The sequence below is a fragment of the Lysinibacillus sp. GW823-FHT06C08 genome (assembly GCF_058795135.1).
Genome location: NZ_JBXAHN010000001.1, coordinates 661,084 through 675,640 on the forward strand (window position 1 = coordinate 661,084; position 14,557 = coordinate 675,640).

Consider the following 14,557-nt stretch of genomic DNA (forward strand, 5'->3'; position numbering starts at 1 on the left):
GAAATCTAATTTTTACTCAAAATAAAAAAGACTGGACTACCAGTCTTTTCGTAACTATGAAGCTATTTAATGCTATACTTGCTATCACTTTTCAATTAATAAAGATTAGCGTGCGTTAACAGGTTCAAAGTTATTTTTATTTGTAGGCTCGATTGAGAATTGATCTAATTCTAATTTAACCTTTTTTAAGATTTCTTCACATTTTTTCACAATATGTGCTGGGAAAACTTCATCTTCTCCATATTCAACACCATGTGGATAATAGTACTTACCAAGTGCTGGTTTCATTAATGTAAGGATGGCATCATGAGCACCAACATCACCAGAAATGGCATATGCGAAAACGCGTAGGTAATAACGACCTTCACGAGTATCGAAACGTTTATCGAATGTCATACGTTCATAATCCCAACCGCCATCACATTCTAAACCATGTTTTTTCATAATGCTGACAATTAGCTCTTGATCAGCGGTTAAATTTTCAAGGTTAGTATTTTCAAAATACATGTATAATCCTCCTTTAGGTTCTCGTACAAAGTATACGCTCATTTTTATAATAGAGCATATTCGACATTGTTGCAATGACAACATTGTGTCAACCCAATTACAATTGATATAATAACTTACAATAATGGTGATGAAAGGAGTCCTATATGAAAGCGTTATTCCGCATATTAATGATTTGTGGTGCAATTGCATTAATCGGCTTTATGTTTTTTAATACCCCTAAGGAAAATGAACCACTAGAAGGCCCAAATACCAATTCTAATATTATCCCTCAAACAGAGCTAAAACAGCCCGATATAGGAGCAATGACACGTCCACAATCGGGTATTTCAACATTAATAGGGAAAGGCACACAAACCGTTTTGGAACAATATGGAGAACCAGAAAGGAAGGAACCCTCCTCGTTTGGGTATGAATGGTGGGTCTATAATAAAGATGTTTCAACTTTTTTTATGATTGGTGTTGAAAATAACGTCGTCACGCAAGTTTACATAGCAGGGCAAGATATCAATGCATTTCCTTTTAAAGTTGGGCAAAAACGAGATGAAATTTACCGCATGACGATTATTGATTATGAGGTAGCCGCTAATGTTGGTGATAATATTTACATATTCTCCATGAATGAAGAAGATATGCAAACAAGATTACTGATCAAATTTGATGGACTATACGCGCAGCTTTATATTGACCGGGAAACGAGTGAATTACAGGGGATACGATATACCAATAGTAAAACACTTGTCCTTCATCAGCCATATGAAATGAGTTATCAAGGAGAGCTTGTTAGACGTACCCCGCCTTCTTCATTTTTACAGCAGGAAATTGATAGGGCGAATGCCAAACAGCTCGATGATTTACTAAATGTAACGCGAGAGCATCATGGGTTGCCGCCTGTAGAGATGAATGAATCATTGGAAAATACAGCGAGAATGCATAGCGAAGATATGAAGGTGCAAAATTTTTTATCACATGAATCTCCCAAATATGGAGATCTTAAAAAGAGGTTACAAGCGCAGAGCATTGACTATAGCGATGCGAATGAAAATCTAGCAACTGCCTATTTTGATGCGATTGAGGCAATGCATGGCTGGACAAATTCTACCGAACACCGGAAAGTTCTATTAAATGATAAATATTCACAAGTTGGTTCAGGCGTTTTCGTGGATTATTATACACAAATTTATATAGAACCTGCTTCACTGAAGATGGATAGTGAGGATTCAAATAATGAAGAGTCTGAAAGTGAAGAACCTGTAGAGGAAGAGAAAACCGATCAATCGCCATAACATAATAAATTTACATGAAGACAAGCATTCGCTGAATGGACTTGTCTTCATTTTTTTTGTGCTTCCAGTTGCCCTAAGTGGCTTCTACATTTTTCGTCACACCGTTACAAAGGCCGTCATATGATAGAGAACTGAAAGGGGGAAGAGGCTTGCAATTAGCTGAGTTATTGAAAGACTGGCCATGTAGCGTAACGGGAGGATCGATTCGAACAGAAATTACAGGCGTAGAGGATTATGCACAGGCTGTACAACCTGGCGACATTTTTATTGTACGAAAAGGCAAAAAAACTTCAGGAAGTCGTTTTGTCAAAGAAGCATTGGCCCGTGGAGCAGCAGCAATTGTCTCGGAGGAAAGTATTTCCTTACCAATTATTGATAAAGAAATTCCTTTTGTATGGGTTCCTAATACAGCCTTATTCCTATCGTATGCAAGCGCGAAGTTAGCAGCTTTTCCAGCAGAAGCATTAAGTGTTATTGCCATAACGGGGACAAACGGAAAGACGACAGTGAGTCATTTTGTCAGTCAGCTTTTAAACGCTCTACATAAAAAAGCGGCGGTTATAGGAACAATTGGGTTTTATCTTGATGGCGAAAAGCAACAAACTTCTTACGAGGAACTTACCACATTGCAGGCGAAAGAATTGCATCCGATATTAAAACAATGTGTACGCAAAGGTGTGTCACATGTAGTGTTAGAAGCATCTTCAATGGGGTTACAGCAACATAGACTCGATCATTGTGACATTGATTGCGGCGTGTTTTTAAACTTATCTGAAGATCATTTAGAAGATCATGGAGGATTAGAAGCCTATAAACGGGCAAAGAAAAGATTAGCTGATTTATCTAAAAAACTAGTATTAAATGGCGATGATAACTTTTGTCGCTCTGTTGGAATTTATGATAAGAAAAAATCCTGCTCATTTGGCTTTGATAATCACAATGATTTACATATCCAAATTGTCAGTGAAACAGTTGGCAAAACAGTGCTCTGCTTACAAACATCTGCGAGTGAGCATATTATAGAAATTCCTTTTGTAGGGAAGTACCATGTACAAAATACGGTTGCAGCATTGATGGCAGTATGGCGCTTAGGAACTCCAATGGATGATATAGTTGAACATATGTGGTCCCTAAGGCTTCCTGAAGGCAGGCTCGAGAAGATTGATAACCCAGTAGGAATTGATGTGTATGTAGATTATGCCCATACGGCTGAAGCCCTCCAAGCCGTGTTACAAACATTCGATCGCTCGAAAACGATTTATCTTGTCTTTAGTTGTGGTGGGAATCGGGATAAAGCGAAACGTTTTGCTATGGGCGCTGTAGCAAGTAAATATGCAGACGTTATCTATTTAACAACGGATAATCCTCGAGATGAAGATCCGATCATTATTAACGAAAGTATTATTGCTGGTTTTACAGAGCAACAATACTATGAAATCTATTTAGACCGTAAAGTTGCAATCCATCAAGCATTAGCGAAGGCGAAAAAAGGGGATATTGTCCTTGTTGCCGGAAAAGGGCATGAACAAACACAGCAAATTAAAAATCAAAAATTCCCTTTTTCCGATCAACAGTGTATTAAGGACTATTTTACAGGTCTACTTACCGACGCTGAATAACAAAAAATGATCCTGTAGCAATGGCTAGCTTGCGCCCTGTCTCATCTTCGATATCACATTCCATTACTAGTGTTTGCCGCCCTTTATGGACAAAACGACCACGCGCAATTAATTCTTTATTTGTTGTTGTGGCAATATACGTGACATTCATATTTGTAGTTACTACATTAAATCCTTCTGGTACAGAACGGGAAGCAAGTCCCCCCATTGCCGCATCGGCTATCGTCGCAATGATGCCCCCGTGTGGCACCTTAATTGTGTTATGAATAACTGGTGTAATTGGAATACGTACCTCACTGACTTCAGGCTCAAACTTGCCAACCATATGTAAGGCGGCGTTAATATAACGACGATGAATACCTTGCTGTTTTTCGCGGAGCCCAGTTAAAAGATGTAAAAGAACTTCTTCATCTTCCTCCGTACTATCTTGTAAAATTGCCCCTAATAATAGATCGATTTTTTCTTTGGGTGTTGTCATCAATTGGAAAAACCTCTTTCATTAATAATCTCAATAATGTAAAATTACCATAAAATCTGTTATGATGGGTAAGAGATTGGGGGAATTAAAAATGATGATGACCTCTGACTGGGTATTCATTTTAGATGAGGCGGAAGCGCTTTGTGAGATGATTGTTTCCTCAGAACCAGCGATGGCGCTTCAGCAAGCGTATGATGCCGTTTATAGTGATTCACAAATTGTAGAAGCTATTTACGCGTTTAATCGCATGAAAGAACAGTACGAAGATGTACAACGTTTCGGAAAATATCATCCGGACTACCATACAATTATGAAGTCGATTCGCCAACAGAAAAGGGCGCTCGACTTAAATGAAAAGGTTTCAGCTTTAAAAATTGCTGAAAACGATTTTCAGGACTTGCTTGATGAGATTAGCCTACTTGTAGGGAAAACAGTCTCTGAAGCGGTAAAAGTCCCTGTAAGCAATCCATTCTTTGCATCTGGCTCATCTTGCGGAGGAGGATGTGGCTCGGGCGGTTCATGCTCTTGCTCAGCGTAAATTAAGATGTGTTCAAACACATCTCTACTAGACTGTACACAACTCAAAGGTAAAACTGAGTTTGTTTACAGTCTTTTTCTATACAATTATGAAAGGAGGCAACATACATGAAAACATATCGGATTGCAGTCATACCAGGAGATGGGATAGGAAAAGAGGTAGTACCAGCTGCCATAGATGTACTCAATAAAGTGGCATTATTGGATGGTCGTTTTCAATTCGAATGGACAACCTTTCCATGGGGCTGTGATTATTATTTAGAGACGGGTAGTATGATGCCTGAAAATGGGATAGAGATTTTAAAGCAATATGACCAAATTTTTTTAGGAGCGGTGGGCATGCCGGAATTGGTGCCAGACCATATATCCTTATGGGGGCTACTTATAAAAATACGTCGAGAAATGCAGCAATCTATTAACGTACGACCTGCAAAGCTACTACAAGGTTTACCCTCACCTTTACGTCAACCTAATGGGTTTGATTTTATTGTTGTTAGAGAAAATTCTGAAGGGGAGTATGCGGAAAGTGGTGGGAGAATACATAGTGGGCAAGATGAAATTGCAATCCAAAATGCCATTTTTACTAGAAAGGGTACAGAACGTGCGATGCGGTATGCATTTGAGCTTGCTAAAGCCCGTCGACAACATGTGACAAGTGCCACAAAATCAAATGGTATCACCTACAGTATGCCATTTTGGGATGAAGTATTTTCGGAAATAGGGAAAGAGTATGAAGACGTAGGGAAAACATCCAATCATATTGATGCATTAGCGGCCTTTTTAGTCATGAAGCCGGACAACTTTGATGTCATTGTTGCCTCCAATTTATTTGGGGATATTTTAACAGATTTAGGAGGTGCTATTATGGGGAGTATTGGAATAGCGCCTGCAGCCAACATAAATACAGAAGGCGTGTTTCCTTCTATGTTTGAGCCTGTTCATGGTTCTGCCCCAGATATAGCAGGGCAAGGGATTGCTAATCCAATAGGGCAAATATGGACGGGAAAAATGATGCTTGATTTTCTTGGCTACGAAGAAGCAGGAACACACATTTTGAACTCTATCGAATCAACATTAACGCAAGGTATAAAAACCCCTGATTTAGGTGGAACAGCAACATTACGAGAAGTAACTGATGCAGTATTACAATATTTAGAATCTGTTTATCAATGAAAACAGGGCAAGTATTGTTTGAATATTACAAAAGCCAACTAGTAATGAACTGCCCCGTAAAAGTTAGACACTAAAACTCCTGTATCTACAAGAATTTAAATCCATGGCACATTTTGAACAGGAACTCAAAGACTATATTCACTACTACAATCACAAACGAATGAAATTAAAAGACCTAAGCCCGGTGGAGTACCGAACTCAGGTTTTAGCAGTTGCTTAACTAAATATGTCTAACTTTTTTGGGTCAGATCAAATCCCTTTGGCTTTTGTCTATAGTAGGTGGGAAGGACTTATTTAGAGCATTAACCCTTCCATGGACTGATTTATTAAGACTCTTGCGTTTGAAATAGCTCTACGGCTATATCTGGGCGATCTGTGATAATTCCTTTTGCGCCGTTATTAATTAATTTTTTCATTGTGTCTAAGTCATTGATTGTCCAATAATGAACAGGAATGTTAAGATTATTTAAAAACTGAATAAACTTTGGAGAATCTAAAGCGATAACCCCTGATTTAGGAGGAATTTGGAACACATCTACTTTTGGATGATATAAATGTCCGAATTGACTGGAGAAGGAAGCAAATGCTTTTCTCACATCTGATTCTCCTGCACCAAGCGCTACCTGATTTTGAGCATATAAGTTAAAGCGATCTATTTGCTCCCCGTAAAAGCTTGTTACAACGACACGATCCTCTGCGCCTAGTTCTTCAATTAAACGCCAAAGCTTAGAAGGCATTAGACTTCCTTCATAAGTTTCAGGGGCATCTTTAATATCAATATTGATCAACATATGTGGATACGCCTCAAGTAGCTCTCGTAATGTTACAACTTGTAATTTATCCTCACGGTATGGGAAGGCTCCATCCAAATCTTCAAAATGATAGCCGTGATTCAAGGCATTGATTTCTGCCAATGTCATATCAGCTATAAGGCCATAGCCGTCTGTTGTTCGTTCAACTGTATCATCGTGAAAAACAATAATTTCTTCGTCTTTTGTTAAACGTACGTCTATTTCAAATCCATCAACGCCTAACTGCGCTGCTTTGTCAAAGGCGATCATAGTATGTTCAGGTGCTAAATGAGCTCCGCCTCGGTGTGCAAGAATGATTGTGCGATCAAATTGTAATGCTTGTTTACCTTCACGTTGCTGTGGTTTAGAAATAGCTTTACTACCTGCCCAAGCTGCCGCACTTGCAGCTGCGATTGCAATTGCTATTTTAGTTTTCTTCCCCATATTCGTCCTCCTTAACAATTTTTTACCTATTAAAGTAAATGGTGAATTCATTGTGTAATGACTAGCTCCCACATCCGTCCGAGAGCTTTATAAAACTAGTAATTAGTTAAGTGATTGATGATTCTTTCATGCTTCCTATGATGGAGGTATGAGGCATTATCATCCTTCAGCAAAATGTACATTGATTCCGTGGAAAAATAATCATGTAAGCTATTTAAAACAACTGATTCGAATTCCTACGATGTTTAACGTAGTATGCTTTTCCATTATAACGGAAAATCGAGTGTTCTGTCAGCTAAACTCTGTTGCTATCATTTTCTGGTCTATGGTATTCTTTTAGGTAAGAAATGAGGGAATCCAATATGAACGAACGACAAGGGCTAATCGTTTACGTCCATCAATTAAAACATGCGAAGTCTCTTCGGAAATATGGTCATGTTCTTTATATTTCTAGAAGACAAAAATACGTAGCGCTGTATTGTAATCGTGAGGATATTGAAATGTTGACAATAAAACTACAACGCCTTCCTTTTGTGAAAGACGTTGTTGAATCTTATCGTCCATTTGTCAAAACTGAATATGAAAATGCAAAGCCGGATAAAGCAAAGGAATATGACTATAAAGTAGGTCTATAATATTATGCTAATGCAGGTATATAGTTATTTAGTCTTAATATGCCGATTAAGTATTGATAAAATAGTTTTGATTCCGAAAATATAGATGAGTGCTTTATTTCTACAACAACTGCTTTTCGGTCTAGTTGTTCAATTTGTGCTTCAAACATTTTTTGTCGCTTAGTTGGTTCCCCATCATGATAAGGGATGCCTTCGCGACAAATATATATGGGCATGAATTTACTTTCGCCAACTGGTTTGAAGGCAACGGCTAAGGAGATTACCTTTTTATCTCCTTTTGTAGATGTTAGTAAAAAGGCCTGATGAAAGCGTTCCTGATTGGTTTTAATAATTTCAAGTAGCTCGTATACATCACCATAGCCTTCTCCTAATTCTATAAATTGTTGTGGCATAATAACTGCACATCCTTTCCAATACTCATAGTATCATGCTGCGGGAGGTCAAGCACATGAAATTTGCATTAAGCTTTTTTTCTATTTTAGTACTTATTATTTCAGGAACGTTATTTTTCCAGTATCATGCATACTCATCTGATTTAGAAACCGGCATAGGGGATTTTCATTACTCGCAGGAAATAGAGATTGTTTATCGTGAAAATAGCTTAGATATTCGTCAGCATTTTAAAAATTTACCCAATCAAAAGGTAAAAATTAAATGGCCAGAAAAGGCAACAAACCCTAGTTGCTTTATTGAGAATGAAAAAAGCTGTGATCGTTTATCAGATGAGGTCTCTTATTTTGCAAAAGGGGAAACAAAATCACAATCTGTGTCATACATAATCCCGATTGAGGGTGGCTTGAAAAATAAGATGCTCCTTCAAGATGTTTTTGCTACACTAATAAATGGTGAAGCGTCCTATTCAATTGTTCATATTTCTACAGATAGTAAAATTAATGGACAATGGATTACAGGTTTGCCATTAGTAGGTCAACAACAGCTATCACTCGTTAACTATACGATGTTTAGAGGCAACGGCACTGTTCATGACCTTTATTGGCAAGCAGGAAAACTCAAAGTACAAGAACAAACGCCTGTATTATCGATTTATGCACAACAGGCTATTCCGAATGATTTCCTAAAATCATTAGAGAATTTACAGTTTTTAAATGATGAACATATTGCAATTATTCAAGAGAAAAGTCCTGTTCCAGTTCATGATGAAAGATTATTATTTTTACCAACACTTACAGCACAAGCTGTTGAACAGGAAGTCATTTTGTCCCAAATAAAATCGCAATATACATTTGTAGACTCTCCAGAATGGTTGCTTGAAGTTATGGCATCCTATTTAGTAAACGATCCAATTGGTGGAGACAAAGCAAAGAAAATTGTGAAGACATTAAATGATTACATGACAGATAGTCAACAGCAGGCTTGGCAGGATAAGTTGAAAAAACTTGGAGATGATCCTCTATCACCAAAAACAATGGATGAGTATTTATCACAAGTGTTAGATGCTAAAACATCTTACTTTACGTTAAATGCAGCCCAGAAAGACGGAACGTACCCATTATTATTTGAGGATTCTCGTGATGTGTATGTAAATGATGTATTGAAGGAAGACGTTCATGTTATTCTATATGAAGGACAAGCGTTATATACAGCAGATACGTTATTACCTTATCTTGGGTATACAGTTGGAGAAGGGAAGAACGGCTATTATGTAAATAGCGAGCATCGCACATTCCGATTCCCTAAAGAACCTGGTTTTTATGTATTTAATCAGCGAAGATATCCAACTATTTCAGAGCCAATTATTAAAATTGCTAATCAATATTATGTGGAAGAGGCTTGGTTACAGCGTTTATTCTTAGTTGAATTACAAAAGAAAGAGGAACGTATTCAAGTATTAACACAAGAGCAACAATAACTTTTGCAGCGGAGGGCTTTCCTTTCGCTGCAAAAATACTTTATATGGATGAAAGTACGGTGATAGCTTATATGAGAGTGGTAGCAGGAGAGCGTAAAGGAATGCCGCTAAAGGCGATAGCTGGGAATACGACGAGACCTACAACTGATAAGGTGAAGGAATCGATTTTTAATATGATTGGTCCTTTTTTTGATGGAGGTACTGCACTTGATTTGTTTGCAGGAAGCGGTGGTTTAGGTATTGAATCACTAAGTCGTGGGGCAGAGCGTGCTATTTTTATTGAAAAAGATGCAAAAGCCTTTCAGGTGCTGCAAGAAAATATTAAAAAATGCCGTTACGAAGAACATACTGAGCTGTTTCGCATTGATGCAAAGCGTGCTGTGAAAGCGCTATTAAAACGTGATATTACCTTTTCATTAGTTTTTTTAGATCCGCCTTATCATCAAAAGGAATATTATGACTTAGTGCAATTACTCGTTGATAATGAAAAAATTCAACAAAATGGTATTATTTTATGTGAACATGCAAAAGAAATAACATTACCTCAAAGTTTTGGTGAGTTTGTTTTAAAAAGACAAGAAACATATGGCGGAACAATTATTTCTGTTTATCGCTGTACAGAGGAAGAGGGAGAATAAGTTGTCAGAGAAAATTGCTGTAGTTCCTGGAAGTTTTGACCCTGTGACATTTGGCCATTTAGATATTATTAAACGTGCAGCCGATGTGTTCGATATCGTCTATGTAGCCGTATTAAACAATTCAGCAAAAAATCCGCTGTTTTCTGTAGAGGAACGTATGGCTTTAATGGCTGAAGTAACGAAAGCGATACCTAATGTTCGGATAGAAAGTTCTTCAGGTCTTCTTATAGACTATGCTAAAGAAAAAAAAGCTAAGGCCATTGTACGTGGCTTACGAGCAGTTTCAGATTTTGAATATGAAATGCAAATTACTTCTATGAACCGTTTCCTAGATGAAACAATCGAAACATTCTTCATTATGACGAAGAATCAATACTCATTCCTAAGTTCCAGTATTGTAAAAGAGGTTGCGAAATATGGAAGTGATGTCAATGAGTTAGTTCCAGATTGTGTTGTACAAGCTTTAAAAGAAAAATATGGTTTTATCCAATAGTGGTTGAAGAGGATGTCGGTACTATACGCTGAACATCCTCTTTTTTATCGATGAAAACTAATTATTTCAGAAAAAATAGAGCATAAATAGTTGGTACAATGATTATGCTAAGGAGGCGAAATTTTAGATAAGGTCTCACAGAAAGTTTGGCGGATTTAGCAATCACAAAAATTTGTAAATGAATACTTATACTTTGCATCGTTAACAAAATGACGACTAGTAAAGAGGTATACGGGAAATCAGGGAAGGCCGTGACGGTCATTTTAAGACCATTTGTCACTTCTAGGATGGCGGCTAAGGACAGTTCAATCGTATAAGGTAGCTTCGGTATTAATTGATCTAAGCCCTGTTGCACGATAGTCTGAATGGTTGTGAAAAAGATAATGGTTGTACCCACTAATAAAATGGTTGGGGCAGTTTCTTTAATACTTTCTGAAAAGGGAGCTGTGTACAGTGTAGTGTTGTGTACAGTGATGGTTGGTGAATCCGTTTTGCGGTATAAAAAGTAACCAGTTACTAAGCAACAAATATTAAACATATGTAGTAAACATAAAAACAACCATCCAAACGTATTACTGTGTAGTAAATCAAGGCTTACAAACCCTAACACGAATAATGGACTTGGTGCATGACAAACGGCTAGTAGAAAATTTGCTTCCTTAGGATGTAATTGTCCACTGTTTTTTAAATAAACAATAGTGGTCGCTCCAGTAGGATAGCCTCCAAGTGCGCTAATAATGTAGGCTTGTACGTATAAAGAAGCTCTTTTTGTTTTGGTACGCATAGGGGCTGTTAAACGCAGGAGCCATTGTGTTAACACCAAATACGGTAGTAAATACGGAAATAGCGCCTCCATGAAAAGAGATAAGCCTAAATCAGTACCACTATGAGCGGTTTGTGGGAATAACAAGAGTAAGAGAATTAGAATTATGCAGAGCGCTATTTGAATTGTAGCAAACATATGATCATCTCGTTTCAACTTTTTGTCATTCACATAGGCAAATGCTAAAATTAATATATGTGTGAAAGGCAAAAACATGAACGTATGGTTTTGCAAGCGTCCTAGGAGGTGTATTCAAGTGAAGAGAAAAATTGGCATTTATGCGGTGTTAATAGTCGTGATTTGTTCTATGATGTTATACCGACTAGACGCGTATATTATGAAACCTGGTAGTGCCTATGATGTCAGTAAATTTGTTACGGTCGATAGCAAGGAGGCAGATAGTTTAGGATCTATGAGTTTGATGACGGTCGCCATGCAGCAAGCCACACCATTTTCATATTTATGGGCTAAAACTCAAAAGTATCAAAAGCTCATGGATATTGAACAAGTCCGAAATCCATTAGAGGATGATGAGGAATATAATGTTCGACAGTTAAAATTAATGTCGGATTCCCAATTTAATGCTAAATATGTAGCTTTCCAAAGAGCTGGATTAGAGACAAAAGTTCATTTTAATGGTGTCTTTATCTTAAATGTATTGGATGGTGGCGCTTCAGATGGCATCTTAAAAGCTGGGGATGAAATAATTGAAGTAGATGGACAAAAAATAACTAATCAGCAAATGCTTGTTGAGCTTTTACAGCCTAAACAGCTCGGGGATCAAGTATCGATTCAATTTATACGTAATGAAGAACAGCAGAAGGCAACAATTACATTGAAAGAAATACCAAATGCACAGGAGCATAGAGCCGGTTTAGGGATTTCTTATACAGAAAGCAAATCGATAGAAACCGATCCACAGGTGACAATGAAGACAGAGGATATTGGTGGTCCTTCTGCAGGATTGATGTTTACACTTGAAATATTAGATCAACTTCTGGATGAGGATTTAACGAAAGGTTATGCCATCGCAGGTACAGGAGAAATGCTAGTTGATGGATCTGTTGGCCGAATTGGCGGAATTGACTATAAGATTATAGCAGCTGATCGTGATGATATGGAAATCTTTTTTGCCCCTGATGATGAAATTTCTCCAGAAATGAAGGCGAAGTATCCAGAGTTAGAATCCAATTATACGACTGCTGTAAAAACAGCGAAGGAAATTGGGACAAAGATGAAAATTGTACCTGTGAAAAACGTGGACGATGCCATCAATTATTTAAAGCAGCTACAACCAAAATAAAAGACAATAAAGGGATGCTAGAACCCATCTAGCATCCCTTTTATGACTTTAATAACGGATTGGTGGTGTTTGATAATCTTTTGGAAGACTTAGCGCTGTAACGCCTTGCTCTATACTTAAATTGTATAGCTCTGCAGCATGAATATCGATGGCCAGCATAGCATCTTTTGCAGCTGCAACACGGCTTATTAAAGGTAATTCGATATCTTTTTTACGCTTTCCTATATAAGCTTGGCCAGTTTCGCTCATGCCTAGTAAACGGATAAATGATGGGGCTTCAAAGCTGTGTAGCTGTTCCTTTGTAAATCCTGTATAAATATGTGTAATCATACGTTGAAGGCGGGTCCAGGTATAACGTTTCGATTTTATTTTTTCCATAAAGCTATTAAAGGATGAGCTGCTTTTGGCTGCTTTCATAATAGCATTCTCAATCCCCTCAGTTACTTCTGCATAACGAGTGAGCTCAGAAGTCGTGTGTCTCATAATCGTGAACTGTAAAAGTGGCCAAAATGCTTCCCAGCTAGCAAATTTTTTATAGTGTCTATGCCAGTCTGCCAAATAATCAAAAGATGCCTCCGGAACAACCTTTTGAACACTCTGTAAAGAACTTGTAGTTGCTAGGGCTTTACGTATTCCCGTAGCGCTTGCGATGGATGCGTCCTCTTTAAGTGCATCATGATAGCCTGCTGCAATACGAGGGATGGTAAGTGGCTGGATGTTACTGTTCAGCGTTCTCGCCGCCTCTAGATAATGAAAGCCAAGAATATTATTGGGTTGTGCAAGATCGATGTATGGAGCAGGGAACTTCTGAGTAAGCTGTTCATAGGCGTAATATAGGCTTTTAGGATAGCTAGCGCCTGTTTTAAGGCTGTCTTTAATAAGTGCGTCATACTCTGTACGATTATTGTCGATCAACTCAAACGTGTTCAAGAATGGTTGGATAGAGCCATCTTCACTACCAAAAGCAAACGAGTCGCAGCCAACATCAGTTAATAATGAAATCGCACCCTTGGCGAAATCAGTAGCAGGGGCTGTACTATAGACATAAGGTAGCTCAATGACAATGTCTACACCACCTGCGAGTGCCATTTTTGTACGTGTCCATTTATCTACCATAGCTGGTTCACCACGTTGTAAAAATGTTCCACTCATAACAGCGATGACAATATCTGCTTTCGCTACTTTTTTAGCCTGTGTTAAATGATAGGCATGTCCGTTGTGAAAAGGATTATATTCAACAACAATTCCAACTGCTTTCATGCTTTCCCTCCTGATCATTTATGTTTTATGGTAAGCTGTTTAGAGCAAATATACTTCTTATAGTATATAATTATAGGTAGGTTTTAAAGAGGTGACAAGAAATTATCTTGACATCTATTTTTACACATTATATAATCAACATTGTTGTCTCGAGGTGATTAAACGAATGAAATGGTCAATTCATCAATTATCTAAATACCGCCAAAACGGGATGCCAATCGATGCCTTTGTCCAACTGGACGAAGTGATGGAGCGAAACCAGGATATTCGAGCAATTTCGCCCGTTCATGTAAAAGGGCTATGTACTTTTGGTGCATCGCAAATGACATGTCAGTTAACTGTGACAGCGACGTTAACGCTACCATGTGCTCGCACGTGGGAGGATGTTGAGTTTCCTATCGATGTTGAGACAGTTGAAATTTTCAGCTGGATTGACGAAGATCAACGAGGAGACGATGACGGAGACATTCACTATATTGACGGTGAAGTCATCGACATGAAACCAGTTCTTGAGGAGCTAGTGCTGCTCGAGGTACCTATGCAAGTGTTCAAGGAAAATACCGAAGGACAAGTGCAAGGTGGTAAAAGCTGGTCTTATGCAACAGATGAAGACGTAGAGCTACACAAAAAAGCTGACGAACAAAAAGTGGATCCAAGACTAGCTGCTTTAGCTAAGTATTTTGATCAAACAGACGAATAG

Annotated in this window: 16 protein-coding genes and 1 pseudogene; 11 read left to right on the top strand and 6 right to left on the bottom strand. The window is 38.0% G+C overall.

Features of this window, described 5'->3' with window-relative positions; translation table 11 throughout:
• Nucleotides 1–105: 105 nt before the first annotated feature.
• Nucleotides 106–507, bottom strand: coding sequence for a YugN family protein (locus tag AC1Q6O_RS02990; protein ID WP_042737480.1), 402 nt, complete (start codon nucleotides 505–507; stop codon nucleotides 106–108).
• Between the two features lie 146 nt (nucleotides 508–653).
• Between AC1Q6O_RS02990 and AC1Q6O_RS02995 the strand changes: the two genes are divergently transcribed.
• Both AC1Q6O_RS02995 and AC1Q6O_RS03000 read left to right on the top strand, forming a co-directional pair.
• The gene (locus AC1Q6O_RS02995) at nucleotides 654–1,793 is read left to right on the top strand and encodes a CAP domain-containing protein (RefSeq protein WP_008173938.1); all 1,140 of its coding nucleotides are present in this window, start codon (nucleotides 654–656) and stop codon (nucleotides 1,791–1,793) included.
• Between the two features lie 149 nt (nucleotides 1,794–1,942).
• Nucleotides 1,943–3,412, top strand: coding sequence for a UDP-N-acetylmuramoyl-L-alanyl-D-glutamate--2,6-diaminopimelate ligase (locus AC1Q6O_RS03000; RefSeq protein ID WP_090001954.1), 1,470 nt, complete (start codon nucleotides 1,943–1,945; stop codon nucleotides 3,410–3,412).
• On the opposite strand, the gene AC1Q6O_RS03005 is transcribed toward AC1Q6O_RS03000, so the two are convergent.
• Nucleotides 3,396–3,890: a PaaI family thioesterase gene (locus AC1Q6O_RS03005; RefSeq protein WP_008173935.1), complete on the bottom strand. Its 495-nt coding sequence runs from the start codon at nucleotides 3,888–3,890 to the stop codon at nucleotides 3,396–3,398. The genes AC1Q6O_RS03000 and AC1Q6O_RS03005 overlap by 17 nt on opposite strands.
• A 91-nt stretch (nucleotides 3,891–3,981) precedes the next feature.
• Between AC1Q6O_RS03005 and AC1Q6O_RS03010 the strand changes: the two genes are divergently transcribed.
• The 3 genes and pseudogenes from AC1Q6O_RS03010 to AC1Q6O_RS03020 all read left to right on the top strand — a co-directional run.
• The gene (locus AC1Q6O_RS03010; RefSeq protein WP_043989672.1) at nucleotides 3,982–4,428 is read left to right on the top strand and encodes a YlbF/YmcA family competence regulator; all 447 of its coding nucleotides are present in this window, start codon (nucleotides 3,982–3,984) and stop codon (nucleotides 4,426–4,428) included.
• A 107-nt stretch (nucleotides 4,429–4,535) separates the two neighbouring features.
• The gene (locus tag AC1Q6O_RS03015) at nucleotides 4,536–5,600 is read left to right on the top strand and encodes a tartrate dehydrogenase (RefSeq protein ID WP_090001950.1); all 1,065 of its coding nucleotides are present in this window, start codon (nucleotides 4,536–4,538) and stop codon (nucleotides 5,598–5,600) included.
• A 73-nt stretch (nucleotides 5,601–5,673) separates the two neighbouring features.
• A pseudogene (locus AC1Q6O_RS03020) lies at nucleotides 5,674–5,820 on the top strand (IS3 family transposase); the annotation flags it as partial.
• A 106-nt stretch (nucleotides 5,821–5,926) separates the two neighbouring features.
• On the opposite strand, the gene AC1Q6O_RS03025 reads toward AC1Q6O_RS03020, so the two are convergent.
• Nucleotides 5,927–6,835 carry a glycerophosphodiester phosphodiesterase family protein gene (locus AC1Q6O_RS03025; RefSeq protein WP_008173929.1) on the bottom strand — a complete coding sequence of 303 codons (909 nt, stop codon included), beginning with the start codon at nucleotides 6,833–6,835 and terminating at the stop codon, nucleotides 5,927–5,929.
• A 362-nt stretch (nucleotides 6,836–7,197) separates the two neighbouring features.
• Between AC1Q6O_RS03025 and AC1Q6O_RS03030 the strand changes: the two genes are divergently transcribed.
• Nucleotides 7,198–7,470: a YlbG family protein gene (locus tag AC1Q6O_RS03030; RefSeq protein WP_008173927.1), complete on the top strand. Its 273-nt coding sequence runs from the start codon at nucleotides 7,198–7,200 to the stop codon at nucleotides 7,468–7,470.
• Between the two features lie 2 nt (nucleotides 7,471–7,472).
• Here AC1Q6O_RS03030 and AC1Q6O_RS03035 read toward each other — a convergent pair whose 3' ends face one another.
• On the bottom strand, nucleotides 7,473–7,862 hold the full coding sequence (locus AC1Q6O_RS03035) for a DUF7147 family protein (protein ID WP_008173925.1): 390 nt from the start codon (nucleotides 7,860–7,862) through the stop codon (nucleotides 7,473–7,475).
• 56 nt (nucleotides 7,863–7,918) lie between these two features.
• On the opposite strand from AC1Q6O_RS03035, the gene AC1Q6O_RS03040 reads away from it, so the two are divergent.
• The 3 genes from AC1Q6O_RS03040 to coaD all read left to right on the top strand — a co-directional run bounded on the left by AC1Q6O_RS03040 (nucleotide 7,919) and on the right by coaD (nucleotide 10,471).
• Entirely contained in the window at nucleotides 7,919–9,340 is a 1,422-nt protein-coding gene (locus tag AC1Q6O_RS03040) for a hypothetical protein (protein ID WP_008173923.1), read from the top strand.
• A 71-nt stretch (nucleotides 9,341–9,411) separates the two neighbouring features.
• Nucleotides 9,412–9,978: a 16S rRNA (guanine(966)-N(2))-methyltransferase RsmD gene (rsmD, locus tag AC1Q6O_RS03045; protein WP_043989719.1), complete on the top strand. Its 567-nt coding sequence runs from the start codon at nucleotides 9,412–9,414 to the stop codon at nucleotides 9,976–9,978.
• A 1-nt stretch (nucleotide 9,979) separates the two neighbouring features.
• Nucleotides 9,980–10,471: a pantetheine-phosphate adenylyltransferase gene (gene coaD, locus AC1Q6O_RS03050; RefSeq protein ID WP_008173919.1), complete on the top strand. Its 492-nt coding sequence runs from the start codon at nucleotides 9,980–9,982 to the stop codon at nucleotides 10,469–10,471.
• A gap of 61 nt (nucleotides 10,472–10,532) precedes the next feature.
• Here coaD and AC1Q6O_RS03055 read toward each other — a convergent pair whose 3' ends face one another.
• Nucleotides 10,533–11,432 carry a hypothetical protein gene (locus tag AC1Q6O_RS03055; protein ID WP_237068726.1) on the bottom strand — a complete coding sequence of 300 codons (900 nt, stop codon included), beginning with the start codon at nucleotides 11,430–11,432 and terminating at the stop codon, nucleotides 10,533–10,535.
• A gap of 118 nt (nucleotides 11,433–11,550) precedes the next feature.
• Between AC1Q6O_RS03055 and AC1Q6O_RS03060 the strand changes: the two genes are divergently transcribed.
• Nucleotides 11,551–12,597: a SepM family pheromone-processing serine protease gene (locus tag AC1Q6O_RS03060; protein WP_083796468.1), complete on the top strand. Its 1,047-nt coding sequence runs from the start codon at nucleotides 11,551–11,553 to the stop codon at nucleotides 12,595–12,597.
• Nucleotides 12,598–12,645: 48 nt separating this feature from the next.
• On the opposite strand, the gene AC1Q6O_RS03065 is transcribed toward AC1Q6O_RS03060, so the two are convergent.
• On the bottom strand, nucleotides 12,646–13,857 hold the full coding sequence (locus tag AC1Q6O_RS03065; RefSeq protein ID WP_090001948.1) for a nucleotidyltransferase: 1,212 nt from the start codon (nucleotides 13,855–13,857) through the stop codon (nucleotides 12,646–12,648).
• A 166-nt stretch (nucleotides 13,858–14,023) separates the two neighbouring features.
• On the opposite strand from AC1Q6O_RS03065, the gene AC1Q6O_RS03070 reads away from it, so the two are divergent.
• The gene (locus AC1Q6O_RS03070; protein ID WP_008173911.1) at nucleotides 14,024–14,557 is read left to right on the top strand and encodes a YceD family protein; all 534 of its coding nucleotides are present in this window, start codon (nucleotides 14,024–14,026) and stop codon (nucleotides 14,555–14,557) included.